The organism is Streptomyces sp. LS1784 (assembly GCF_020103755.1).
Taxonomy (GTDB): domain Bacteria; phylum Actinomycetota; class Actinomycetes; order Streptomycetales; family Streptomycetaceae; genus Kitasatospora.
The window spans coordinates 1-17,069 of sequence record NZ_JAHSQD010000012.1 but is presented as its reverse complement, the minus strand read 5'-3'; the positions used below and the strand labels follow the sequence as shown (position 1 = coordinate 17,069).

At 70.5% G+C, this 17,069-nt stretch carries 15 protein-coding genes; 9 read left to right on the top strand and 6 right to left on the bottom strand.

Translation table 11 applies throughout. The features are described from left to right. Positions 1 to 35 precede the first annotated feature (35 nt). Entirely contained in the window at positions 36 to 2,330 is a 2,295-nt protein-coding gene (locus tag KS423_RS03315) for a non-ribosomal peptide synthetase (protein ID WP_224274617.1), read from the bottom strand. A gap of 383 nt (positions 2,331 to 2,713) precedes the next feature. Here KS423_RS03315 and KS423_RS03310 point away from each other — a divergent pair, with 383 nt between their 5' ends. From KS423_RS03310 to KS423_RS03300, 3 genes are read left to right on the top strand one after another with little or no spacing between them, the layout of a single operon-like run. Next, positions 2,714 to 4,009: an MFS transporter gene (locus tag KS423_RS03310; RefSeq protein WP_224274615.1), complete on the top strand. Its 1,296-nt coding sequence runs from the start codon at positions 2,714 to 2,716 to the stop codon at positions 4,007 to 4,009. 20 nt (positions 4,010 to 4,029) lie between these two features. Beyond that, positions 4,030 to 5,718, top strand: coding sequence for a condensation domain-containing protein (locus KS423_RS03305; RefSeq protein WP_224274613.1), 1,689 nt, complete (start codon positions 4,030 to 4,032; stop codon positions 5,716 to 5,718). A gap of 2 nt (positions 5,719 to 5,720) precedes the next feature. Continuing rightward, positions 5,721 to 7,010, top strand: coding sequence for an ATP-grasp domain-containing protein (locus tag KS423_RS03300; RefSeq protein ID WP_224274612.1), 1,290 nt, complete (start codon positions 5,721 to 5,723; stop codon positions 7,008 to 7,010). A 68-nt stretch (positions 7,011 to 7,078) separates the two neighbouring features. On the opposite strand, the gene KS423_RS03295 is transcribed toward KS423_RS03300, so the two are convergent. The 4 genes from KS423_RS03295 to KS423_RS03280 are packed head-to-tail and all read right to left on the bottom strand — an operon-like array spanning position 7,079 to position 10,532. Beyond that, positions 7,079 to 7,696 (bottom strand): LysE family translocator, encoded by a 618-nt coding sequence (locus KS423_RS03295; protein ID WP_224274610.1) that lies wholly within the window; start codon positions 7,694 to 7,696, stop codon positions 7,079 to 7,081. After that, positions 7,696 to 8,790 carry a histidinol-phosphate transaminase gene (locus tag KS423_RS03290; protein WP_224274608.1) on the bottom strand — a complete coding sequence of 365 codons (1,095 nt, stop codon included), beginning with the start codon at positions 8,788 to 8,790 and terminating at the stop codon, positions 7,696 to 7,698. Before KS423_RS03290 ends, KS423_RS03295 begins: the two co-directional genes overlap by 1 nt. Before the next feature lie 11 nt (positions 8,791 to 8,801). Next, entirely contained in the window at positions 8,802 to 9,584 is a 783-nt protein-coding gene (locus tag KS423_RS03285) for an alpha/beta fold hydrolase (protein WP_224274607.1), read from the bottom strand. Between the two features lie 36 nt (positions 9,585 to 9,620). Continuing rightward, entirely contained in the window at positions 9,621 to 10,532 is a 912-nt protein-coding gene (locus KS423_RS03280) for a phytanoyl-CoA dioxygenase family protein (RefSeq protein ID WP_224274605.1), read from the bottom strand. Between the two features lie 253 nt (positions 10,533 to 10,785). Here KS423_RS03280 and KS423_RS03275 point away from each other — a divergent pair, with 253 nt between their 5' ends. From KS423_RS03275 to KS423_RS03255, 5 genes are all read left to right on the top strand, one after another. Beyond that, positions 10,786 to 11,817 (top strand): hypothetical protein, encoded by a 1,032-nt coding sequence (locus KS423_RS03275; RefSeq protein ID WP_224274604.1) that lies wholly within the window; start codon positions 10,786 to 10,788, stop codon positions 11,815 to 11,817. Between the two features lie 185 nt (positions 11,818 to 12,002). Continuing rightward, positions 12,003 to 12,449, top strand: a complete 447-nt coding sequence (locus KS423_RS47900; RefSeq protein WP_308020128.1) for an MbtH family protein — start codon at positions 12,003 to 12,005, stop codon at positions 12,447 to 12,449. 196 nt (positions 12,450 to 12,645) lie between these two features. Further along, the gene (locus KS423_RS03265; protein ID WP_224274600.1) at positions 12,646 to 13,935 is read left to right on the top strand and encodes a helix-turn-helix domain-containing protein; all 1,290 of its coding nucleotides are present in this window, start codon (positions 12,646 to 12,648) and stop codon (positions 13,933 to 13,935) included. Between the two features lie 57 nt (positions 13,936 to 13,992). Next, positions 13,993 to 14,850, top strand: coding sequence for a fumarylacetoacetate hydrolase family protein (locus KS423_RS03260; protein WP_224274598.1), 858 nt, complete (start codon positions 13,993 to 13,995; stop codon positions 14,848 to 14,850). A gap of 79 nt (positions 14,851 to 14,929) precedes the next feature. Further along, on the top strand, positions 14,930 to 15,703 hold the full coding sequence (locus KS423_RS03255; protein WP_224274597.1) for an SDR family oxidoreductase: 774 nt from the start codon (positions 14,930 to 14,932) through the stop codon (positions 15,701 to 15,703). A gap of 233 nt (positions 15,704 to 15,936) precedes the next feature. Here the strand turns inward: KS423_RS03255 and KS423_RS03250 are convergent, their stop codons facing one another. Next, on the bottom strand, positions 15,937 to 16,512 hold the full coding sequence (locus KS423_RS03250) for a hypothetical protein (protein ID WP_224274595.1): 576 nt from the start codon (positions 16,510 to 16,512) through the stop codon (positions 15,937 to 15,939). A 126-nt stretch (positions 16,513 to 16,638) separates the two neighbouring features. Between KS423_RS03250 and KS423_RS03245 the strand changes: the two genes are divergently transcribed. Further along, positions 16,639 to 17,069: transposase family protein (locus tag KS423_RS03245; RefSeq protein ID WP_224274653.1), on the top strand; the 431-nt coding region annotated here is incomplete at its 3' end.

Here is a 17,069-nt window from a genome sequence, read left to right as displayed (position 1 = left end):
GGAATCCCTGGCCGACGGACAGCACGGGTGGCGGGTCACGAACGGCGCACCAGGCGCGGCCGCGTCACGCTCCCGGCGGCGCCCTGCTCCAGCAGGGCCGCGATGCCGGCCACGGTCGGGGTGTCGAGCACCTGCTTGAGCTCGATCGGCACGCCGGTGACCGAGCGGAGCCGGTTCCACAGCCGCATCATCCGCAGCGAGTGGCCGCCGAGCTCGAAGAAGTCGTCGTCCAGGGAGACCGACGCCACCCCGAGCACCTCGGCGAAGGCCGCGGCCACTGTGGTCTCCAGCTCCGTCCGCGGGGCGCGCTCCCCTGCTGCGGCGGCCGCGGACGGCAGCGCGATCGTGTTCAGTGCGGCCCGGTCGATCTTGTTGTTCTGGGTCCGGGGCATCGCGGGCACCTGCTGGATCACGGAGGGCATCATGTACTCGGGCAGCACCGCGGCGAGCCGCTCGCCGAGGCCGGCCGCGTCGATCCGGGCTTCCGCGGTGACGAAGGCCCGCAGTGCCGGGATGCCGTCGGCCAGCGGATGGAGCACCACCGCCGCCTCCCGGACCCCCGGGAGCAGGCCCAACTGGACCTCGATCTCGCCCAGTTCGATGCGGTAACCGCGGATCTTGACCTGGTTGTCGGCGCGCCCGAGGTAGTCCAGCAGGCCGTCCTCGGTCCAGCGGACGATGTCACCGGTGCGGTAGAGGCGGCCCTCGCCGATCCCGGGCGCCGCCACGAACGCCGCTTGGTTGAGCTCGGGCCGGTTGAGGTAGCCGGAGCTCAGCCCGTCGCCGCCGACGTGGAGTTCGCCGGGGACACCGAGCGGCTGGGGGTGGCCGTCGCGGTCAAGCACCCAGGCCGTGGAGTTGGCGATCGGGCGCCCGATCGGTATCCGGCCCTGGCCGGTCTCGGTGATGCGCTGCGCCACTGAGAACGTGGTGTTCTCCGTCGGACCGTAGGCGTTGCTGAAGGTGCTGCTCGGGCATGCCTCGACGGCCCGCGCGACATGCGCCGGGGACAGCGCCTCGCCGCCCACCAGCACATGGCAGCCGGCCAGCGCCGTCGGGTCCTGGTCGACCAGTTGGTTGAACAGTGCGGCCGTCAGGAACATCAGGTTCGCCCGGTGCTGCTCGATGGCGGCCCGCAGCTCCACTGCGTTGAGCATGGTGGTGGCGGGCACCAGCACGACGGTGCCGCCGTTGAGCAGCGCTCCCCAGAACTCGAAGGTCGTGGCGTCGAAGGCGATGGCGCCGGTCTGCAGGATGCGGGCGTCCGGCGACAGGTCCGCGAAGTCGGTGTTGTACACCAGCCGGACCACGGCGCGCTGGTTGATCACCACGCCCTTGGGGCGGCCGGTGGTCCCCGAGGTGTACATCACGTACGCTTCGGCCTCCGGCCCCGCCGGTGCCGGCAGCGGTCCACCGTCCGCGGGGTTCGCCCGGGACGCGGTGAGGTCGAACACCGGGATGTCGGCGCTGACCCGCGGGTCCTCGGTGACCAGCAGACGGGCGCCGCTGTCGGCGAGCAGGAAGGCCCGGCGCTCGGCCGGCGTGCTGGGATCGATCGGGACGTAGCAGGCGCCCAGCCGCACGATCGCCAGCACCACCGCGAGCAGCCGCGGGGTCTTCTCCAGCAGGAACGCGATGCGGCTGCCCGCGGACACCCCCTGCGCCCGCAGCCAGCGGGCAAGCTCCTCCGCCTGCTGCTGCAACTCCCGGTAGCTGGTGGGCCCGTCCTGGTGACTGATCGCCACGCTGTCCGGCCGGGCCGCCGCCTGTTCGGCGAACAGCTGGTAGACGCCCGAGTCGCGCGGGTAGTCCCGCCGCGTGCAGGTCAGTGCACGCAGCTGCTCGACCTCGGCGTCCGTGGTGACGGAAAGTTGCCCGATAGTCAGTTCCACCTCAGTGCACATCTGATAGAGCAGCCGCTCCAGGTGTCCGAGCATCCGCTGCACGAAGGGGGTGCCGAACCGGTGTTCGTCGGCGTCCGCGTGCAGAACGATGGCACCCTCCTGGGATCGCTCGTGCGAGACGACCAGCTCCGCACCCAGGCCGACTGCGGCCGGCCCGTCGAGCACGCAGACGATCTCGGCCGTGGCGTCCCGCTCCGGCTCGGGGGCGCGCACCGCCCGCAACGCCGCGGCGACGAAGGCGAGATGGTCGGCCAGCCGTAGCGAGGAGGGCATCGAGGCGACCAGATCGCGGGCCGACGCGGTCGGCGACCAGGTCGTCCGCCGGATCCCCAGCGAGAAGGCGGTGCTGTCGGCGTACTTGCGTGCCAGGACGAGCACGGCCGCGCAGATGAGCTCCTCGGCGTGGGCGCCGATGCGGCTCGCCAACTCGGCCGGAAGAATGCGGGTCGACCGCGACTTCCGGCAGGGCGCCGTCGCACAGCATGTTCCGCCGAAGGGGAACCCGGTGGGGGCGTCGGCCTGCCCCGGAAGCTCATTTCCCACGAGCGCTTTCACCTATCTCGATCGGTTTGCACGGGCATTTCCCGTGAGGCAGCAACGGCCGCCGGCACATGTCCTCATGTTCGGCGCGGTGCCGTCGGCAACAAACGCGCAGACCGATGCTAGGCACCGGTCCGGCCGGGCGGGCGGCAGAACCCCGGGCACAATGGCGGTAGTTCGCACTCACTGGTCTGGTGCGCGCTACGGCGGAGCTGGCACTGTATGCCTGGCAGAGTTCCCAACGTTGTCAGGCAAGGCAGGACAGGACAGTGACACAACGGACGGCGCCCGCGCGGCGCACCGAGGCGGGTCCCGCGGACTCGCTGTGGCGGAACAAGAACTTCATGCTGCTGTGGACCGGCCAGGGAATGGGCACCTTGGGCCCTCGGGTCGCCCTGGTCGCCATGCCGCTGTTGGCTCTCGACGTCCTACACGCGTCAACGTTCCAGGTCTCGCTGTTGACTCTGCTCGGCTGGCTGCCGTACCTGCTCTTCTCGCTCCCGGCCGGAGTGGTCGCCGACCGCCTCGACCAGCGCAGGACGATGATCGCGTGCGACCTCGGCCGGATGCTGCTGCTGGTGTCGATCCCGGTGGCGAGCATGACCGGCTGGCTGAGCCTGCCCTACCTCTACCTCGTGGTCGGCGCGACCGGCACCCTGACGGTGCTCTTCACCGTCGCCTACCGAAGCCAGCTGCCCAAGCTGGTCAGCAGCACCCAACTGGTCGACGGCAACGGCAAGCTGGGCATGTCGGACTCACTCGCCGAGATGGGCGGGCCGGCGCTGGCCGGCCTGCTGGTCGGCTGGCTGGGCGCCGCGCGCGGGCTCTTCGCGAACGCCGCCACCTACGGGCTGAGCGCGCTCACTCTCGGGCTGATCAGGGTCCCCGCGGCCGCTGAGCCGGCGGATGCGGCCAAGCGCCCGCCGTTCCGTACCGCGATGGCTGAGGGGCTGGCCTTCGTGCGCCACGAGACGGTCCTGCGACGGATGCTGATCTGCACCAGCGTCTCCAACTTCTTCGTCATGGCCGCCTCCTCGGTCCAGGTCACCTTCATGTCACGGCAGTTGCACGCCTCCTCGACGGCCATCGGCCTGGTCTTCTCGTCCGCCGCGATCGGCGGCCTGCTCGCCGGCGCGTTCGCCAGCCGGCTCTCGAACGCGGTCGGCTCGGCGCGGATCGTCTGGCTGTCCATGCTGGTCCCCGGGCCGCTCTACCTGCTGATGCCGGCCGCCCGCCCGGGCTGGGGACTGGCCATGTTCGCCGTCGGCCTGGCGGCCCTGTCGGCGAACTCGACGCTGTTCAACAGCGCCTCGCTCTCCTACCGCCAGCGGGTCTGCCCGCCCGACCTGCTGAGCCGGGTGAGCTCGGTGTATTTGTGGATCTGCTACGGGGTGGTGCCGCTGGGCTCGCTCTTCGGCGGGTCGCTCGGTGCCACCGCCGGCCTTCGCACCACCATGTGGGTCTGCACCTTCGGCATGTGGAGCGCGGCGCTCTTCGTCGTGTTCTCGCCGCTGCGCACCATGCGTGACATTCCCGGAATCCCGACCAAGGTCGAGGGGCATTGATGAGTACGGAAGAAATACTCGTGGAAGAGACCGCGGGCACCCTGCTGGCCATATTCAGGGAGAGCCTGGAGGCGTCAGAGGTCACGCTCGACAGCAAGTTCTATGCCATGGGCGGCGATTCACTTCTCGCAGTGCGCGTCGTGAACGAGGCACGGGCCAACGGCATCAACCTCTCGCTGCGCGACCTGCTGGTCCACCAGACGGTCCGCGCACTGCTGCAGAACGCCGCCGGCCTCCAGCCGGGTGAGGCCCCGGACACCACGGCAGCCGCCCCCGCCGCCGGGGTGCCCGCGGCGGGCGGTCCCTTCTCGCTGCTCACCGACGAGGACCGCGAACGCCTGCCGGACAGCCTCCAGGACGCGCTGCCCGCGTCCGCGCTGCAGACCGGGATGCTGTACCTGTGCGAGACCAGCCAGGACCCTCACCTGTACCACAGCGTCGAGGGCTGGAAGGTGTGCGCCCCGTTCGACGAGGACCGGTTCCGGGCAGCTGTGCAGGGCCTGACCCGCCGGCATCCCGCGCTGCGGACCTCGTTCGACTTCGGCGACCTGTCCGTACCGGCCCAACTGGTGTGGCAGCAGGTCGAGCCCGAGCTGCGGGTCGAGCACGCCGAGTCCGCGGACCAGGCACTGCTGCAGGTCGACGACTGGCGCTCGTTGCGGAGCGCCGCACCGCTGGACTGGCGTACCGCGCCGCTGGTCCGGTTCCTGGTCGTCACGCTGCCCGACTCGTTCCATGTGGCGCTCTCCGCTCACCACGCGGTGCTGGACGGCTGGAGCTTCAGCCGGCTCGCGGTCGAACTCGTGCACCTCTACGAGGCGGGCGTCGACCCGGCGGCTGCCGAACGGGTGGCCGCGGTCAACGCCCGGGTCCAGCACGACTTCATCGCCGCGGAACTGGCCGCCGCCGCGTCTGCGGAGGCGGCGGAGCACTGGCTCGCCCAGGCGGGCGACGCGGCCGGGCTCGTCCGGCCCGTCGCCCCCGCGCACGTGGTGGACGCGGCGGAGCGGTACGAGCTGGACCTGGCGGCGGACCTGGTCGGCTCGCTGTCGGACGCGGCGCGCGTGCTGGGCACCTCGCTCAAGTCGGTGCTGCTGGCCGCGCACGCCTCGGCGCTGGGCGCCTGGTCCGGCCGCGAGCAGGACCTCGTGACCGGACTGGTGTTCAACACCCGCCCGGAGAGCGAGGGTTCGGACCGCGCGAGCGGGCTCTTCCTCAACACCCTGCCGGTCCGTTTCGCCACCGTCGCCGGCAGCTGGGCGGACCTGGTCCGGTCCGCCGACCAGCTGGAGCGCACGGGCTACGCCCATCGGCACTTCCCGCAGGCACTGCTGACCGAGCGCCTGGGCCGGCCCGCGTTCCAGGTGGTCTTCAACTACATGCACTTCCATGCCCACCGGGACCTCGACGAGGCGTCGGCCACGCCCATTCGCGGCCGGTGGCGGCGCGGCAAGCCCAGCTTCGCCTTCCACGTCAACGTGGAGATCACGGGCGAGAGCGGGCAGCTGCGCATCGGTTTCGACCCGGGCTTCATCGCCCGGCCCTCGGTCGAGGCGTACGCCCGCACCCTGCACGAGAGCCTCGTCCGCCTCGCCGCCGATCCGGCCGGGAGCACCCCGGCCGCCGCACTGACCGCGGCCACCTCAGCGGCCGGGGAACGCTCGGAGCTCACCGCAGACCCCGACCCGACACAGGAAAGTGACCAGTGATCATGGCAACCCGCTCCAGGCCGCGCTTCGCCGTCCTCTACGACCTCGGCGCCGTGCCCGCCGGCGAGATCGGCGCGGGCCTGGCCGATCTGGGCGACGTGGCCTTCCTGGTACCGGCCCACTCCGACCACGTCGAGCAGCTGCGGCCGGTGATGGAGATGCTCGGCGAGGTCCACACCCTGTCCGGGGTACCGGCCGCGGACGCCGACCTGATCCGGACGATCGCTCCCGACGCGGTGCTCACCTTCTGCGACGAGCTGATCCGGCCCGCGGCGGCGCTCGCCGCCGCGGCGGGCGTCCCCGGGCCGTCCGAACGGACCGCCCGCCTCTTCACCGACAAGGGACTTCAGCGCCGGGCCCTGGCCGAATCGGGCGTGGACCGGACCCGTACCGCGCTGATCAACTCGATCACCGGCTGGGACCGTGCCCTGGACGCCGTCGGATTGCCCGCGATCGTGAAACCCGTCGAGGGGACCCTCAGCCGGCACACCTTCGCCATACGCTCGCCGGCCGACCGCGCCGAGGTGCGCGAGTATCTGGACCGGCTGGTCGCCGCGGGGCAGTGGGGGCCGTTCATCGTCGAGGAGTTCCTGCAGGGCCGGCCGAGCGAGCCCTTCGGCGACTACGTCTCGGTGGAGAGCGTCTGCACCCCGGAGGGCATCACCCACCTGGTGCTCACCGACAAGACCCCGGTCATGCCGCCGTTCCGGGGTACCGGCCGAATCTGGCCGAGCCACCTGCCCGAGGCGGAGCAGCGTGAGGTACTCGACCTGGTCGGCGCCGCGCTCCGGGCGGTCGGGGCCAACTGCGGCTTCACCCACACGGAGGTCAAGCTCACCGCCGATGGACCGCGCATCATCGAGATCAACGGCCGCATCTCCGGCTACGTCAACATGATGGCCAGGGAGACCTGCGACGTGGACCTGGTGGAGCTCGGCGCCCGCGTCGCGCTGGGCGAGTCCCGGCTGCCGGCGCCGTTCGACCTCGGCGGCAAGGTGTACTTCCAGTACAACAACCTGGCGCCGCAGCGCCCGTGCCGGCTGGAAGGCGTCGAAGGTGCCGAGGAGGTGCGGAGCCTGCCTGGTGTCACGGCCTACCGGAGTTTCGTCCGCCCCGGTACGGACCTGTCGGGCGGCACCGCCACGCGCACGCTGGACACCGTCTCCGGCGTGGGCGAGGACCACGACGCGGTGCTCGCCTGCATCGAGGCCGCCCGGGCCGCCCTCACCTTCGAGCTGTGCTTCGAGGACGGCCCCCGCCGCCTGACCGGGTTGGAGCTGCCGCAGTACTGAGCGGCTTCGCAACGCACCCGGGTACTGCCGGCCGGCAGTACCCCGGCAGCAGATCGTCCGTTCCCCGGTCAGTATCCCGCCGCGACCGCGACCCCGAGCAGCACCAGCACTAGCCCGGTCACCAGGCGCAGGGCCCGCTGTACGGCCGGCCGGGTCACCAGTGACCGGCCACGGCTGACGCCCCAGGTGAACAGCAGGTACCAGCAGGCGTTCACACCCGCCCAGACCACGCCCAGCAACGCGCTCGACGCGAAGACCGGGCCGTGTGTGGTGACGAACTGCGGCAGTACCGAGACCGCGAAGACACCGGCCTTCGGATTGCCCAGGTTCGTCGCGAGCCCGGCTCCGAAGGCGCCCCACCGCCGGCCGGGTGCGGCGGCCGCTCCGGGTGGCTGCGGACGGCCGCGGCGCGCCCGGAACGTGTTGATCCCGAGCACGCACAGCACGACGCCGCCGGCGATCCGGACCACGACGTACACACCCGGCCTGGCCGACAGCAGCGCGGACAGGCCAGCCGCTGCGGACAGGGACCACAGCAGCAGGCCCGTCGCGTTGCCGACAATGGTGACCCTGGCGATGTGCAGCCCACCCTCCAGGGTCTGGCGCAACATCAGGGCGTGTCCGGCGCCCGGCAACATCGCCAGCAGCCAGGTGGTGAGCACGAAGAGCGGCAGGTGCGCAGGCACTACGGCAGCCGTTCGTGGACGGCCGCCAGGAACACGTCGTTCTCCGCCTGCGTCCCCACCGAGACCCGCAACCAGGAGGGGACTTCACTGTCGCGGACGAGCGCACCGCGGGCCGCGATCTCCCGCCAGGCCCGGCGGGTGTCCCGGAACCGGCCGAACTGCACGAAGTTCGCCTCGGAGGCGGCCACCTCGTAGCCGGCCGCGCGTAGTTCCCGCACCAGCCGGTCCCGCTCCGCGGTGATCCTCTCGATGTTGGCCAGCAGGGCTGGGGCGTGCTCCAGCACCGTCAGCGCGACGGCCTGCGTGGGGGCGGACAAGTGATAGGGCAGACGCACGAGTTGCAGGGCCTCGACGACTGCGGCGCAGCCGGCCAGGTAGCCGAGGCGCAGCCCGGCCAAGCCGAGCCCCTTCGACAGGGTGCGCACCACGACCAGCAGCGGCCGGCCGGCGATCAGCGGCAGCAGAGACGGGGTGCGCTGGAACTCGACGTACGCCTCGTCCAAAACCACCAGCGAGGGACCCGCTTCCTGGGCCGCGTCGTAGAGCGCGGCCACGGTGTCGGCGCTAACCCCGGTGCCGGTCGGGTTGTTCGGCGCGGTGATGAAGACGACCTGCGGCCGGTGCTCGGCGATCGCCGCGCACGACGCGGCCGGCGCGATCGTGAAGTCCGCGGCCCGGGGCGCCGAGACCCAGCGGGTGCCCGTACTGCGGGCGATCTCGCGGTGCACCGCGTAGGACGGCTCGAAGCCGAGGGCGACTCGCCCGGGCCCGCCGAACGCCTGCAGCAGCTGCTGGATGACCTCGTTCGATCCGTTGGCCGCCCAGACCTGCCGCTCGCTCAGCGCGACCCCGGTGCTGCCCTCCAGGTGCTTGGCGAGCGCGATGCGCAGGGCCACCGCGTCCCGGTCCGGATAGCGGTTCAGTTCGCGCAGCACCGGCACCAGCCGGGCCGCGATCTCCGCCACCAGCCCGTCGGGCAGCGGATACGGGTTCTCGTTCGTGTTGAGCCGCACGGGAACATCGAGCTGCGGGGCGCCGTAGGCGGTCAGCCCCTTCAGTTCGGGGCGGATGGGCAGGTCCGCGATGCTGACCATGAACGGGTCCTTCAGTCGATGAAGTCCAGGAAGTCCGACACAAGGGGTCCGGCGATCGCCCGGAACTCCTCGAAGTACGCGTGCCGCGCCCCCGCCAGCAGCTCGAGCCGGGCGTCGGGGATGCGCTGCACCAGCAGACGCGAGTTGACCGTCGGGTTGAGCAGGTCGTCGGTGCCGTGCACGACCAGGGTGGGGCAGGTGATCCGCGGCAGGACGTCCCAGGCGTCGTGCCGGTTGCTGGCCACCAGGTGCCGGGTCCGGGCGAAGGCCGGCATCGCGGGATCGCCGACGGTGTTGTGCGGGCCTGGGTGTGAGGCCAGCCAGGCCGGGGTGTACATCAGGTCGAGCAGCGCGGCGCGGGCCGCGACGGGGTCGCGGTCCGCGAGCGCCCTGCGGACGGCCGCGTCGCGCTCGACCGCGTGCGGCCCACCGGGCGAGGTGCAGCCCAGGACGAGGGAGCGGACGCGGTGCGGTTGGTCGACCGCCAGCCACTGCGCCACCCGGCCCCCCATCGAGGTGCCGTACACGTCCGCCCGATCGATCCCGAGCTCGTCCAGCACCGCACGCACGTCGTCGGCCAGCAGCCTGGTGCTGTACGGCACATCCGGCTTGTCGCTGTCCCCAGTCCCGCGGTAGTCGATCGTGATCGTGCTGCGGGCACTGTGGAAGTCCTCGCGCACACCGTCCCACCAGTGGTGGTCGTTCGCCTGACCCGCGAGCAGGACCAGTGGGGAACCCGTCCCCCGAAGCTGGCAGGCGATGCGCGTTCCATCCGCGGCCCAGGCGTACGACATGCCGAGTCCCTCCCGATCAGGCGTTTCCTGCGGAGGCTACATGGTGGCGCCCGCGGCGGCGGAGTCCACCTCGTGCGAGAAGTAGCCGGTGGCCACCTTGCGGTCGGCCCGCAGGTGGGCGCCCTCCTGGATCTCGAAGAGCGAGTTGAACTCGGCCGCAGCGATCGGCAGCCGCCAGGTGCCGCCCTCGCTGCGGGCGGTCTTGGAGAGCTTGCCGCGGACCAGCTTGGCGGTCGGCTCGTTGTGCGCGGCATGCGGCCCGTAGTACAGCGGGAAGGCGTCGGTGGCGCGGTAGGCGGGGATGAACGCGCGGCGGTAGCGGTCGGAGCGGTTCTGCTCGGACGCGTGGACGACCAGCGGGTGCAGGAAGACCACGCTGCCAGCGGTCCCCGGACAGTCCACGACGGTGGACGCGTCGACACCGACACCGTCGAGGCTCACGATCTTCCCACCGAAGAATCCGTCCACCTCGTGGCTGAGCAGGCCCTTCTTGTGCGAGCCGGCGGCCACCCGCAGGCAGGCGTTCTCCCGGGTCGCGTCGTCGAGGTAGATGAGCGCGGCCACCAGGTCCGTGTTGGAGTGCGGGTAGTAGGCGAAGTCCTGGTGCCACTCCACGACGCTGCCGACGTGGGGCGCCTTCACGTTGAGCTTCGAGTACTGCAGGATCAGGTCCTCGCCGATCAGGTCCGCGACGGCGTCCAGCAGGCGCGCGTCCACCGCGAGGTCGGCGAACACCTGATCGCGGCTGGTCGGGGCCCAGATCCGGCGGGCCTTGGAGGCGTCACCGGGCTCCTTCTCGGCGACCGAGTCCAGTTCCGGAGCGGAGAGTAGGTCGTCGACAACCTGGCGGGCCCGAGCCACCAGGTCGCCGTCGAGGAGTCCCTCGACGACCAGGAACCCGTTGTCCCGATAGTTTTCGAGCTGGCTCTCGGAGAGGACGTGTCCCATGAATTGACTCTCTTTCCGGCAATCGCCGCGTGATGACCGTCGGTGCGCGGTCCGTCGGCACAAGCATGTGAACGATCTATGCCAGGAGTCTCGCACCGCTCGCGGGGACCCACAAGCATCAACAGCGCTCCCAGGGAGGCATCTTGAGTGCTCGACAGCGCATCCAAGGTGCCTCTGCTACTGCCGCTCAAGCCGGCTTCCGCTGGGTACCGTGACGTTCCCTGTGCGATTTTTCCGACGGCTAGGGAGTGCTATGACCGGCGTCTCGCGGGAGCCCGCTGTCCGTACGACTGCAACGGCGGTCGAGATTCTCGACTGCACGCTCCGGGATGGAAGCTATTCCGTGGACTTCAAATTCACGGAGGAAACCATTCGAGCGGTCCTGGCCGGCTTGGAGAAGTCGGGGATCGGCCTCGTCGAGCTCGGCCACGGCCTGGGCCTCGGCGCGGGTGAGGCGCTGTCGCAGCCCAGCCTGATCGCCGACGACCGGTGCTTCACGGTCGCGGCCGAGACGCTGCGCCGGGCCGCCTGGGGCATGTTCTGCATCCCCGGACTCGCCGATCCGGGCCAGCTGCGGAGCGCCGCCGAGGCCGGCATGGGCTTCGTCCGCATCGGCGTCGACATCACCGATGTCTCCCCAGCCGAGCACTTCGTCGGACTGGCGAAGGAGCTGGGCCTACGGACCTTCGTGAACCTGATGAAGACCAACGTCCTGGACACGGACGGCGTGGTGGCCGCGGTCCGGCGGTGCGCCGGCTTCGGGGCCGACAGCGTCTACCTGGTCGACTCCGTCGGCGGCTACCTGCCGTACGAGGTCGCGGAGCTGTTCCGGCGGGTCGGCGCGGAGGTGCCGGTACCGCTCGGCTTCCACGGCCACGACAACCTCGGCCTCGCCAACGCCAACGCCCTAGCCGCCGCGACCGCGGGGGCACGGTACGTGGACACCACCCTCGACGGCATCGGACGCGGTGCGGGGAACACCGTGACCGAAGCCTTCGCGGCGATCCTGACGCACCACCGGAACCCCGCCGAGTACGACTATCGCGCGCTCGCCGAGCTCAGTGAGGCCATCGTGCGCCCGCTCCCCCGGCTGCACGACGACCGGACCCTGCAGGTGCTCGGCGGCCTGACGCAGACGCACTCCAGCTTCTTCCCACTGATCACGCGCTGCGCCGAGGCAGCCAGGGTCGACGTCTTCGACCTGATGGCCGCCGTGGCCAAGGTCGAGCGAGTCCGCCCGACGGAGGTACTGGTCAAGGAGATCGCCGCCGGGCTGCGGTCCTGAGCCCCCGACAGCGAACGGCACGCGGCCAGCTCCCGCGGGATGCAACCCCGGGCAGCCGGCCTTCGCACATCCCCGCACCGCCGCACCCCGCACCCCGCACCCCGCACCCGCACCCGCACCCGCACCCCGCACCCCGCACCCCGCACCGCAGGGCCCGCGCCGCGGGCGGGCATGCATGACGTGACATGCCTCACGCAAGGGCCCTCAGTGCGCCGCTCCCGAAAGCACCGGCTCCATACCGGGGATCCCCGTTGACCGGGGCTGGACAAGGTGCCGGGCGGCCGAACGGCACCGCCGTCGCATCCCCCGCCGTCACCCCGAGGCAGTCGGCGGCAGCCTCAACTGCCCAAATGCCTCCTGTTCGACGCGCGGCACTTAATCACTGGGGGTTCCCTGGCAGAGCCACTACGGTTAAGGTCGAGTCTTGTCGGTACACCGACCGGAGTTCGTGGCGGCGCAGTTCCTGCGCTCAAGGAGTATTAGTGGCGAACCTTTTCGACAATCCCAACGTGGAATTTGTGGTGCTCGTGAACGGGGACGGGCAGCACAGCCTCTGGCCCGACACCATCGGCCTTCCGCCAGGCTGGGACGCGGTCTTCGGCCCAGGAAGACACGGGGATTGCCTCGACTAAATCGAGGCGAACTGGCCGGATCCGCGTCCGGCGAGGCTCTCCGGAGTGCTCCTCGGCTGATCCGCCGAATTACCCTTCATCCGACTTACGGGGGCCAGGAGAATTTCCCACGAGGGAATGGCTGTCGGCTGCGCTGACATCGCCGCCCCACCCAGGCGGCGGCACGCGCAGGTATCCAATTCTGGAGCATGTGACGATGATTAACTGGGCTAATGTCGAGGACTTCGGGATCCAACTTCAGCGCTATCGCAGGAGGTCCCAGCTCAGTCAGAAGACCCTGGCCGGCCTCTCCACGGTGAGCGTTCGGGCCGTCCGCAACCTGGAGCTTGGACAGGTCGCCGCACCACGCCGGGAGACCGTGCGACTGCTCGCGGACGCCCTCCAGTTGACCCCGCACGAGCGACTCTCGTTCGAGCTCGCAGCCGGGGGCGAGGTCGACGAGGCGCTCTTCGGCACCCTCAGCCTGCCCACCAATGTGCTGGCCCGCCCCTTGGTCGGCCGCACTCGCGAGCTTGACGTGCTCATGAGGCAATTGTTGAACGATCAGCAGCGAATCACGGTCATGTCCGGATTCGCCGGCGTCGGCAAGACCCACCTGGCGGTCGCCGTGGCCCGATCGATCCAGGCGCTGACGGCCACCCCGATCCTCTGGGTTCAACTGCAGAAAAAGGTCGACCGCGGCCCACTCCAGGCGGCGATCGCCGAACTGCTGGTCGGTGAGGGTGCCGGGGTCTACCGGCTGGCCAGGCAGATCGGCGAGCGCGCCACGCTGCTCGTCCTCGACGGCAACGACAGCGGCCAGGTCCGCCGCGAGACCGTGTGGACCCTCATCCGCGAGTGCCCCAACCTGAGCGTCCTGGAGACCAGCCGCGTCCCGCACGACGTCTCGGATCACCATCGCTTCCCGGTGGCCCCGCTCGCCAGCTGGCGGGCCGGCACGGAGCATGCCGAAAGCACGACCGCGCCCGCACTGGAGTTCCTGCTTCGGCGCCTCGCTGACCTGCGGCCCAACTTCCAGGTCGACGAAAGCGATCTGACCAAGCTCGCCGAGGTCTGCCGCCGACTGGACGGCCTGCCGGGCGCTCTCGAATCCGCCGCCTCCTGGGCCACGGTGATCTCCATCGACGAACTGCTCACCATGGCGCGGGAGGAGCCGGAAGCACTCGCCAGCCACCCGGCAACGCGCATCGACCCGGTGGCCGCCGCTCAGGCCGTGCTGGGCCGGCAGACCCCGGTCGCCCAGGACCTGGCGCTCCAACTCGCTGACCGGCCCAACGGCTGGACCATCGAGGAGGTGGTCCGCTTGTCAGGGCTCCCCCGGGTGCAGGCCGCCCTCGCCATCCAGTCCCTGCTGCACGCCGGCCTGATCGTCGAGCTTCCGTCACGCACGGGCGGTCCGGTCCGCTTCACCCTGCTCAACCTCGTCCGCGTCGCCCTGCGCGATCGCACCCCGCTGGTCCCCCGCCTCGCACTTGCCGCGAGCTGACTCTCATTCATCTTCCTTCACAGCAAAGCCTTCTGCCACAGGAACCGGAGTACTCACATGCGCTTTTGCACCATGACCGTGGACGGCCAGGAGGATGTCGGAATCGCGGTCGACGGTGGAATCGCCCGGCTCAGCATCCTCGCCGAGCTGACCGAAACGAAGCTCGGGCCGACGCTGCTCGACGTGGTCGTCGACGGCCAGGCCGAGCAGATCCGGCTGGCGTTGGCCGATCCGGAGATCCAGGCCAAGGCCGTTTGGTCCGCGGAGGTGGCCTTCGGGCCGATCTATCGCCACCCGCCCAAGCTCTGGGGGGTCGGGTTGAACTACCGTCGGCACGCCGACGACCTCGAAGTCGAGCAGCCTAGCGGCACCCCGGGCTCTTACCTGCGTCCGAGCAACTGCGTTATAGGCTACGGGGACGAGATCGTGCTGCCGACCCAGTCGGACCGGGTCACCGCGGAGGCCGAGCTCGGAGTGGTGATAGGCCGCACCTGCCGGGACGTCGCGGCCGAGGACGCCGAGTCCGTCATCTTCGGCTACACGACCATCCTGGACATGACTGCGGAGGACGCGATCCGGATCAACCCCCGCTACATCCCCTGGTCCAAGGCGTTCGACACCTTCTGCAGCCTCGGCCCGTGGGTCGTGACGCCGGATGAGGTCGGCGAGCTCGCCTCGATCCGCATCTCGACCGTCGTGAACGGCGAGACCATCGCCACCAATCAGGTCGCCGCCATGATGCGCGACCCGCACTGGCAGGTCGCCTACTTCTCCGGCGGCATGATGCTCGACGCGGGGTCCGTCATCGCGACCGGCACGCCCGGGGCCTGTGTCATCCGCGACGGCGACGTCGTCGAGGCGGTCGTCGAGCGGGTCGGCACCCTTCAGAACACCGTGCGCCGGGCCGCCCGGTAGCCGTCGCCGGCAGCACCGGGTCGGCCAGCCCCCGCCGGCCGGCCCCCAACTCGCGAGCAACACACATCGGGAGTCAGCAATGGAACTGGGGATCTCCGGGCGGACCGCCCTGGTGTGCGCCTCGACGTCCGGTCTCGGCCGCGCGGTCGCCGAGTTGCTCGCGCACGAAGGCGCCAACGTGGTGGTCTGCGGCCGCCGCGCGGAGCTTGCCCGCGACATCGCGGCACAGCTTCCGGTCGCCACCGGCATCGGCGCCGACCTGCTCGCGCCCGGCGGCCCCACTGAGCTCGTGCGGCAGGCCACCGCGGCGTTCGGACCGATCGACATCCTGGTGCTGAACGGCCCGGGGCCACGCCCCGCACCGGTCACGGACATCGAAGCCCACGAGCTAGGCGAAGCCGTCGACTCACTCCTGACGGCACACCATCGTCTCCTATCGCTCACCCTGCCGCACATGCGGCGGCAACGGTGGGGGCGGGTACTCGCCATCGGATCCAGCGCGGTGGTGTCCCCCATCGGTGACCTGGCCCTCTCCGGCATCGGCCGCACCGCGCTCGCTGCCTACCTAAAGATGCTGGCCACCGACGTGGCCGAGAACGGCGTCACTGTGAACATGCTGCTTCCAGGACGCATCGCCACCCACCGAGTGGAGCAACTCGACGCCGCCCGGGCCGCCCGGTCGGGCCGCGACATCGAAACCGAGCGTGCCAAGTCCGCCGGCCGGATACCGATGAAGCGCTACGGATCCCCTGAGGAGTTCGCCCGTTGCGCCGCCTTCCTCTGCAGCGACGCCGCCGCGTATGTGACCGGCACGGCGCTGCGCTGCGACGGCGGGCAGTCCCCGATCCTGTAGATCAGAAGCGATCCGCAAACCCAACACCGTTGCGTTTGGCCAGTCGACGGTTGGTCAAGTCCGTGATGACGAGGAACGGGACCTCTGGTAGATCACTTGTGTCGAGCAAGATGATCTAGAACCAGGGGTCCTGTTACAGGAGAAGTCTGTCATCACCCGGACGATCACGACAGCCCCGGGTGTGTCCGCGCCGGGGCACCTTGGCGAGTTGAAGTATCCCCAAGGCCGGGTAGTTAGCGTTTCGTTGGAGGACGCAAGCGGAACGGCGTGGCCGGTGGGGCCGCTGTGTAGCGGCCGGTCCTGACTCTTGTGATCAGTCCTCTCTCGGCCCAGCGGGCGAGTTGCCGATATGTGGCGACGAGGGTGACGTCGCCGAGGAGTTCGGCGATCTCCCGTGCCCGCCACTGCCGTTGGGGTTCTGTCTGCAGGAGGGCCAGGACACGTGTCATGCGGTTGCTGGTTCTGCCGGGCCCGGCGTACTGCGGGATGGTCGTCGCAGGCAATGGCGGCTCGGGCGATGGGGGCGGAAGGGCCGTGATGGTCATCGAGGTCACGGCCTGGCTGTCATCGGGGCGGCCGTCCAGCTTCCTTTCCGCGTAACGCGAGATGGGGGACTTCACCTTACGGGTGCCGATGCGGAAGCGGCGCGCAGGCAGAAGGGCCGACAGGAGCCGGCGGCCGATCTCCCCGATGCCCTGCTCGATGATTCCTTCCGCACGGGTCAGCAGGTCCCGGGCGGCCTGGAATGCGATGGTGAAACCGCGGCGATCGGGATCGGTGCCCGGCCGGGATTCCGCAGCCTCGACCATCGCTCGGCGCAGGGGGTCTGTACGGTCTTCGGCTCTGTCCCGTAATCGGTGGTAACGAAGGGTGACGGGCGTCGTCGGCATGGTGTGCGAGATGTCAACGAGCTTGTGAGCGTGGTGTTTTCGGGGTTGTCGGCGCTGGTCATCGAGGATGTGGCGGACGAGGGCGATCTGATCCGGGTGACGGCGCGGACCCGGGATGATCCGGTGCCGTGCCCCGTGTGCGGGACGCCGACAGCGCGGGTGCACGGTTTCCACGGGCGGAGGGTCGCGGACGTGCCGGTGGACGGACGGCGGGTCGTCGTCTCGGTGAGGCTGCGGCGCCTGGCGTGCCCGGTGCTCGGCTGCCGGCGGCAGACGTTCCGCGAGCAGGTTCCCGGCGTCGTGGAGCGCTACCAGCGCCGCACCAGCCGCCTGGCCGACCAACTCGGCTCGGTGGTCAAGGAGTTAGCGGGCCGGGCGGGCGCCCGCCTCTCGCGCGTGCCGGCCTGCTGGATCTCCCGCTCGACCGCCCTGCGCATGCTCATGCGCAGGGCACTACCGCCGCCGCGCGTCCCGCG

What these genes read in the sequence shown, in the direction of transcription:
- KS423_RS03280 (WP_224274605.1), bottom strand. Translation starts at nt 10,532, where the DNA reads ATGGGACACGTCCTCTCCGAGAGCCAGCTCGAAAACTATCGGGACAAC.
- KS423_RS03250 (WP_224274595.1), bottom strand. Translation starts at nt 16,512, where the DNA reads ATGGTCGAGGCTGCGGAATCCCGGCCGGGCACCGATCCCGATCGCCGC.
- KS423_RS47900 (WP_308020128.1), top strand. Translation starts at nt 12,003, where the DNA reads ATGCCTCACGCAAGGGCCCTCAGTGCGCCGCTCCCGAAAGCACCGGCT.
- KS423_RS03290 (WP_224274608.1), bottom strand. Translation starts at nt 8,790, where the DNA reads ATGGTCAGCATCGCGGACCTGCCCATCCGCCCCGAACTGAAGGGGCTG.
- KS423_RS03275 (WP_224274604.1), top strand. Translation starts at nt 10,786, where the DNA reads ATGACCGGCGTCTCGCGGGAGCCCGCTGTCCGTACGACTGCAACGGCG.
- KS423_RS03265 (WP_224274600.1), top strand. Translation starts at nt 12,646, where the DNA reads ATGATTAACTGGGCTAATGTCGAGGACTTCGGGATCCAACTTCAGCGC.
- KS423_RS03300 (WP_224274612.1), top strand. Translation starts at nt 5,721, where the DNA reads ATGGCAACCCGCTCCAGGCCGCGCTTCGCCGTCCTCTACGACCTCGGC.
- KS423_RS03260 (WP_224274598.1), top strand. Translation starts at nt 13,993, where the DNA reads ATGCGCTTTTGCACCATGACCGTGGACGGCCAGGAGGATGTCGGAATC.
- KS423_RS03255 (WP_224274597.1), top strand. Translation starts at nt 14,930, where the DNA reads ATGGAACTGGGGATCTCCGGGCGGACCGCCCTGGTGTGCGCCTCGACG.
- KS423_RS03285 (WP_224274607.1), bottom strand. Translation starts at nt 9,584, where the DNA reads ATGTCGTACGCCTGGGCCGCGGATGGAACGCGCATCGCCTGCCAGCTT.